This is a genomic window from Streptomyces apricus (assembly GCF_008369065.1).
In the GTDB taxonomy this organism is placed as follows: domain Bacteria; phylum Actinomycetota; class Actinomycetes; order Streptomycetales; family Streptomycetaceae; genus Streptomyces; species Streptomyces apricus.
Window position 1 is genome coordinate 1 of the sequence record NZ_VDFC01000105.1, and the last position, 6,721, is coordinate 6,721.

The 6,721-nt window shown below is 69.7% G+C and carries 5 protein-coding genes; all 5 read right to left on the minus strand.

Annotated elements, in window-relative coordinates:
• Positions 1-2,665: exo-rhamnogalacturonan lyase family protein (locus FGF04_RS37915; RefSeq protein WP_149515936.1), on the minus strand; the 2,665-nt coding region annotated here is incomplete at its 3' end.
• A 98-nt stretch (positions 2,666-2,763) separates the two neighbouring features.
• Positions 2,764-3,375 (minus strand): hypothetical protein, encoded by a 612-nt coding sequence (locus FGF04_RS37920; RefSeq protein WP_149515937.1) that lies wholly within the window; start codon positions 3,373-3,375, stop codon positions 2,764-2,766.
• Positions 3,376-3,379: 4 nt separating this feature from the next.
• Positions 3,380-4,303, minus strand: coding sequence for a carbohydrate ABC transporter permease (locus tag FGF04_RS37925; RefSeq protein ID WP_235882715.1), 924 nt, complete (start codon positions 4,301-4,303; stop codon positions 3,380-3,382).
• Complete coding sequence (locus tag FGF04_RS37930; RefSeq protein ID WP_149515938.1) at positions 4,300-5,271, minus strand: carbohydrate ABC transporter permease; 972 nt, start codon at positions 5,269-5,271, stop codon at positions 4,300-4,302. Before FGF04_RS37930 ends, FGF04_RS37925 begins: the two co-directional genes overlap by 4 nt.
• Positions 5,271-6,560, minus strand: coding sequence for an ABC transporter substrate-binding protein (locus tag FGF04_RS37935; RefSeq protein WP_149515939.1), 1,290 nt, complete (start codon positions 6,558-6,560; stop codon positions 5,271-5,273). The genes FGF04_RS37930 and FGF04_RS37935 overlap by 1 nt, the downstream gene beginning before the upstream one ends.
• Positions 6,561-6,721: the final 161 nt, after the last annotated feature.

A 6,721-nucleotide genomic window follows, 5' to 3' on the forward strand; every position in this document is an offset into this window, starting at 1 on the left:
CCAGCCCCACCGGCCCCTCCACCTTCTTGGTGGACCAGTCCGTCGACTCCTTGTAGTCCCAGGTGTCGGCGCTGCTGTAGAACTGCCGCCAGGCCCGCGCGGCCAGCGCGTCGTCGTCCAGGGCGACCGCCGCGTACGCGTCCTGCCGCGAGTGCCCCTGGAACAGCAGCAGGGACCCGAAGTCGGCCCCGTAGCGGGCCTTCTGCTCGGCCTTGGTCGCGTTGAAGTAGCGGCAGTAGTCGAGCCACGCCTCCTCGAACGCCGGCATGTCGACCTGGTCGATCAGCTCGGCGTTCAGTTCGACGAGCCCGAACATGGCCGACAGGTGCGAGACCCCCACCACGGCCGTGTCCGCGACGGCGAACCTCCCGGTGTCCAGGTCGTACAGCGCGCTGCCCTGGACGAACCCGTTGGGCTGCGCGGCGATGGTCTCCATCGTCGACAGCACCCGCGCCTTCGCCTTCTCCCACTTGGGCCCGCGCCGCTCCCACTCGGTGAGCCACGCGGAGACGAGCCCGCTCCAGTCGGTGCCGAAGCCGATCGAGAGGGCGTTGCGGTCCGGCTCGTAGGGCTCGGTGCGGATCTTGCGGATCGGGTCGAGCACGAGGAAGGTCTCGTCGGAGTCGACGTTGGCGTGCATGAGGTCGCCGACGCGTTCGTCCCCGGTGAGGAAGTAGTAGTAGCGGCGGTACGTGGTGTTGGCGATGCGCTGCTGCTTGGCGCTGTCGGCGTAGTGCTGGACGCCGTGCCGGGTGCCGAGCCCCGCCCACTGCCCCAGGTGGTAGACATCGACCTCGCCGGTGTGCCGCGTCATGGCCTCCGCGAAGCGGAAGATGTCGGCGCGCCCGGAGCGCAGGTAGGCGAACCAGAGCCACAGGTCGGGCGAGAGCTCGGAGTTGTCCCAGGCGTAGCCGCCGACGTCGTAGCACCACTGGTGCCTGCTGGGGTCGTACGTGTGCATGATGTCGCCGTAGTCCCAGAAGCCGTACCAACGGCGCATCTCCACCTGGTCCTTGTAGTAGGCGAAGAGGAAGTCGAGGTGGTCCTCGATCTTCGCCTTGGCGGGGGTGGAGCGGTCCGGTTCGGCGAACAGCCCGCCGAAGACGCCCGCGGCGACGAGGTGCCGGGGCGGCGCGGCGAGCTGCGCGGGGGTGCGTACGGCGGCGACCTGCCGCGCCATCGCCTCGGCGCCCGGCGTCGACTCGTGGGCCCAGAAGAGGAGTTCGCTGGTGCGGGCGATGCCGTAGGGGGTGCCGAAGCCGGGCTCGTAGTCCTCGTAGGTGATGTTGAGGCCTTCGAGCTGTTCGGGGTAGGTGTCCTGGCCCATGCCGTCGTGGTAGAAGCGCAGGTCCATGGGGGGCGACTCGGGCGACCAGAGCCACAGGGTGACCTCGGCCTCGTCCTTCTGCGCGTCGCGGATGTCGAGCTGGGCCGGGTACTTCTCCCAGAAGTCCCGCAGCCCGAAGGCGAATCCGCCGCTCGCGCCGCCGACGTAACCGAAGCCGCAGGCCCGCCGGCCGCCGCCCGCGCCGATCCAGCCGTGCCCCTCCTTGGTCCGCTTGCGGACCGTGAACCCGTCGGCGGAGAGCTGCGAGAGGGTGTAGTCGCCCCATTCGGGGATGTACTGGAGCCGGGTGGTGACCCGCTGGTCCCAGGTCGACGGGTCGGGCAGCTTCTGCCCCTCGAACTGGGCCGTCCGGATGGCCGCGCCGGGGTCCCGGCGCAGCCCGGTGATGCCCTTGACCGCCTCGCGCAGCAGGCCGGTCCCCTCCCCGCCGATCCGGATGTGCCGGTCGTACGCGGCGTCGCGCATCGGGACCGTGAAGCGGACGCCGATGCCGCGGATGAAGTCGCCGCTCGTCCTGCCGGGCTCCTGGGTGCCGTCGAAGGTGATCGTGTGCACCATGCGGAAGGACTCGGCTCCCGCGTAGAAGTAGAGCCGGACGGAGAAGGGCAGCCAACTCCGGTTTCCCCTGCGGTGCTTGCCGTCGATGCGGACGACGGCGCGGACCGGCCCGTCCTGCTCGACCTCGGTGCGTGCGACGGCGCTCTCGAACCGCTCGCACTTCCGTGTGCCCTGGTCGCCGTCCTCGATCTCGGGCTGGCGCAGCAGGACGAGACGCCCCTCCTTGGCGATCTCCGTCGAGCCGCGCAGCACGGATCTCACGAGGGCGGAGCCGCTCCCGCCGATCCTCACGGTGATGACACCGGTCGACACCTCGACGGAGCCGCCCCGCCTGGCGACGGTGACCTTCTTCGCGGGCGCGGCGGGCGTCCCCGCGGCGAGGGTGAGCTTCCCGCTGCCCGCTCCCAACCCGACCGCGTGGGCGGTCCATTTCAGGGAGCCGTCCGGCCAGTAGCCGATCGGCCAGGACTGGACGGGCACGTCCTTGCCGTCGGCGTCGGTCAGCGCGAACGTCTGGTCCTTGCCGTACGCGCCCTTCGGCCAGGGCACGCCCACGGTCGAGCCGGGTGCCGCGCCGAGGCCGCCGTCCTCCAGCCAGTCCAGGGTCACCGGGTCCGCGGCGGCGGCGCCGGTTCCCGGGGCGCTCCGCGCGGCCTGGGCGGCGTGCGCGTCCTGCACGCCGAGGGCCCGGCCGAACTGGGCGGCGGCTCCGGCGACGGCCGCCGCCTTGAGGAGGGACCTGCGGGGAAGGGGGGACATGGCCTTTCCTTTCCTTGCGGGGAATCCTTACAGAGAAGTCAGGTGCATGACAGAAAGAGGAGCGGCGCCGACCCATCGGCCCTGCTGAGAACCGCTGGTCAGCGGCGCCGGCCGCGCTCCTCCACGGCGAGGGCCGCCGCCGCGACGGCCCCCAGGACGGGGACCGCCAGCGGCGGCACGAACCAGGCGGAGACGGCCACGACCGCCAGTCCGCCGACGAGCAGGAAGGACCCCGCGGGGTCGAGGACCGTACGGCGTCCGGCGGCGCCGAGCAGCCCGCGCCAGGAGGCCCCGGGCTCCCAGACCGCCGCCGCGCGCAGTCCGGCGACGGCCAGCCCGATCAGCGCGGACAGCCCGACGGCCCCGACGAGCGGGCCGCCGGGGATCCCGGCGCGCACGGCCTGGACGTCGACCCACACCGCGAGCGCCGCGGCCCATCCGGCCAGCCCCGCGAGCCACCCGCCGCGCACGGCGAGCCGGAAGTCCGCGGCGAACTCCCGCCAGCCGCCCGCCGCGTGGGACGTACGCCGCCGCAGGTGCCGCGACCCGGCGGCGAAGGCGGCGGGGTAGGTGACCACGGGCAGCGAGGCCACCGCGATCCACACCCCGGTGAGCAGGCACTCGGCGAAGAGCGCGAACCGCTCGGCGAGGGCGGACTCCCGCCCGGCACCGGCGCCTGCACGAACCTTCGTGCGCGTCCGGGTCGTCATCGGCTCAGCCCTTCAGACCGGAGGTCGCCATGCCGTCGATCAGGTAGCGCTGGAAGGCGAGGAAGAAGGCCAGCACGGGCAGCAGCGCCACCAGCGACATGGCGATCATGCCGCCGTAGTTGGCGACGCCCTCCTGGTCGCGGAACATCATCATGCCGAGCGAGACGGTGTACTTGCCGGGTTCGTTGAGGTAGATCAGCGGGCCCATGAAGTCGTTCCAGGCGTTGATGAAGGTGAAGATCGCGCTGGTGATCAGGGCCGGGCGGCACAGCGGCAGCACGATCGACCAGTAGATCCGCAGGTGCCCGCAGCCGTCGAGCCGGGCCGCCTCGTCCAGCTCCCTCGGCAGGTTGCGCATGAACTGCACCATGAGGAAGACGAAGAACGCCTCGGTGGCCAGGTACTTGCCGAGCAACAGCGGCACGTACGTATTGATCAGTTCGAGCTTCTGGAACATCACGTACTGCGGGATGAGCAGCACGTGGTACGGCAGCAGCAGCGTGCCGATCATCAGCGAGAACATCAGGTTGCGCCCGGCGAACCGGATGCGGGCGAACGCGTACGCCGTCAGCGAGCAGGAGATCAGGATGCCGGCGACGGAACCGAGCGCGTAGAACAGGGAGTTCTGGAAGAAGGTGGCGATCGAGATGTCCGCGATGCCGTCGGCGAGGCCCTTGAAGTTCTGCAGGATCGGGTCGGTCGGGAACAGCTCCAGGCTGCCGATGATCTCCCGGCTCGGCTTGAACGAGGCACCCAGGACCCAGACGACGGGGTAGAGGACGACCGCGAGGACGAGCAGGGCGCCGAGGTGCCAGCCGAGCGAGCCGGCGCGGGCGCGGCCGGGGGCCGGCGGCCTGTCCGGCGGGACGGCGTCCGCGCCCGGGACCGGTGGCGTGCCCGGGGCCGGTGGTGTGACCGTGGTGCTCATCGGGAGGCCTCCTCGTAGTGCACCCACCGCTTCTGGGACCAGAAGAGGACGGCCGTCACGAGCGCCACGGCGAGCAGCAGCATCCAGGCCATCGCGGAGGCGAAGCCCATCTGGGCTTCCTTGAAGCCCTTCTGGTAGAGGTAACAGGTGTAGACGAGCGTGGCGTCGGCCGGCCCGCAGGTGGCGTTGGAGACGACGTAGGCGGATCCGAAGATCTGGAACGAGTGGATGGTCTCCAGCAGGACGTTGAAGAACAGCACCGGGGAAATCATCGGCAGAGTGATGCTCCAGAACCGCCGGAACGGTCCGGCGCCGTCCACCTCGGCCGCCTCGTACAGCTCCTTCGGCACCTGTTTCAGCCCGGCCAGGAAGATGACCATCGGGGCGCCGAACTGCCAGACGGTCAGCGCCACCAGGCTGTAGAGCACCCAGTCCGGGTTGCCGACCCAGCCGCCGACGTCGAGGCCGAGGAACGACTGCGTGCGGTCCACCGCGGCGTCGTCGGAGAACAGGGCCCGCCAGACGAAGCCGACGGACACGCTCGCGCCGATCAGCGAGGGGGCGTAGAACGCGGCCCGGTAGAAGGCCTGACCGCGCCGGCTCTGCGCGAGCAGCAGGGCGACCCCCAGGGCGAGCAGCAGCTTCAGCGGGGTGCCGATGACGACGTACTTCGCCGTCACCTCCACCGACTTCTGCCACCTCGGGTCGTCGAGCATCCGCTCGAAGTTGTCGAAGCCGATCCACCGCGGGGAGTCGAAGAGGTTGTAGTCGGTGAAGGCGAAGTAGAGCGACGCGGCCATCGGCCCCGCGGTCAGGAGCAGGAAGCCCGCGATCCACGGGGACATGAAGAGGTAGCCGGCGAGGTTGTCCCGGCGGCCCCGCCGCCGTGCGGCGGCGGGGGGACCGGAGCGCTTGTCCGCGATGTCCGGCGCGGGGTCCTTGACGATGGTCGACACGGCTGTCCCCATCAGGCGGCGAGGGCGGTCTTCGCCTCGGAGAAGAACTGCTTGACCGCGTCGGAGACCTTGGTCTTGCCCGTCGACATGTCGCCGGCGATGCGCAGGAACGCGGCCTCCACGGTGTCGGCGCCGGCCGGGTGCGGGGTGATGGTGCCGAGCAGCCCGGCCTCGGCGACCTCCTCCTCGTACCGCGCGATCGCCTGGTTGGGGGCGTCGGTCGGCTTGTACGCCTCGAACTGCTCGGTGGTGGCGAGGATGCCGCGGTCGTAGCCCATGATCCTGCCGACCTCGGGGTCGTGCACCATGAAGGAGATGAACTGGGCGACCTCCTTCGGGTGTTCGGTGCGCGCGAAGCCGCTCAGCATCAGCGAGCCGAGGTACTGGCCGGTCTCCTTGCCGTCGGTCGTGGGGATCGGCGCCAGGCCGTAGGTGCTGTCGCCCTCGGTGGTGTAGCGCACGGTGAAGTTGTCCCAGGTGAACTCCGACGCCCCGTCACCCGAGGCCAGTGGCGACTTGGGCTTCAGCTGCTCGACCTTCTTCGGGTCGGTGACGATCCCGGCCTTCACGCGGTTGTAGCCGTCCTGCCACCACTCAGTCAGATCGGTCTCCTCGAAGCCGAGTCCGTCCTCGGTGAAGAACGCCTTGCCGTTCTGCCGGAGGTAGAGGTCGTAGAGGTACATGATTCCGAAGTAGCCGGTGTCGCCCGCCACTTTCTGGGTGTCGTGGATCTTCTTGAGCGCGGCGAAGTACTCGTCCCAGGTCCAGCCCTGCTCGGGCTCGACGCCCGCCTTCCGGAACACTTTCTCGTCGATGACGAGCGACATGGTGTTGGAGCCGACGGGGACACCGAGCAGCTTTCCGTCGACCTCGCCGACCTTCTCGACACCGGAACGGAAGTTCTTCAGGTCCAGATTCCCCGCCTCCACTTGCGACTTGAGGTCGAGGAGGACACTTCTCTTGTCGTACTTCCGCAGGAATGCGACGGCGTTCTGGAATACGTCCGGTGGATTTCCGCCCGCGGCCTGCGTCTGGAACTTCTCCCAAAAGGCCACGTAATCCTGGAAGTCCGTCTTCACCTTGATCTTCGGGTACTTCTTCTCGAAGAGCTTGACGGACCGGTTGATGCGCTTGGCGCGCTCCTCGGCGCCCCACCACGCGAAGCGGATCTCGACCGTGCCGTCGCCCGAGCCTCCGTCGTCTCCTCCGCAGCCCGTGGTCGCGGCCAGCCCCGCCGCCGCGAGCGACGCCCCGGCCGCCTTGAGGACCGTCCGCCTCTCGACACTCCCGTTTTTCCCCATGGCCGGGCCTCCTGGCGACGTCGTCGTCTGCTCGTGTGAATCGTTTCAAGTAAGCGCTTGCTGCCACAACGTACGGAGGGTGTTCGCGGGCGTCAATGACTCGGACAGGAATTGATGTGAACGGGGTCGCCGGCAAGACGGCCTCAACTGGGGTGGGGTGG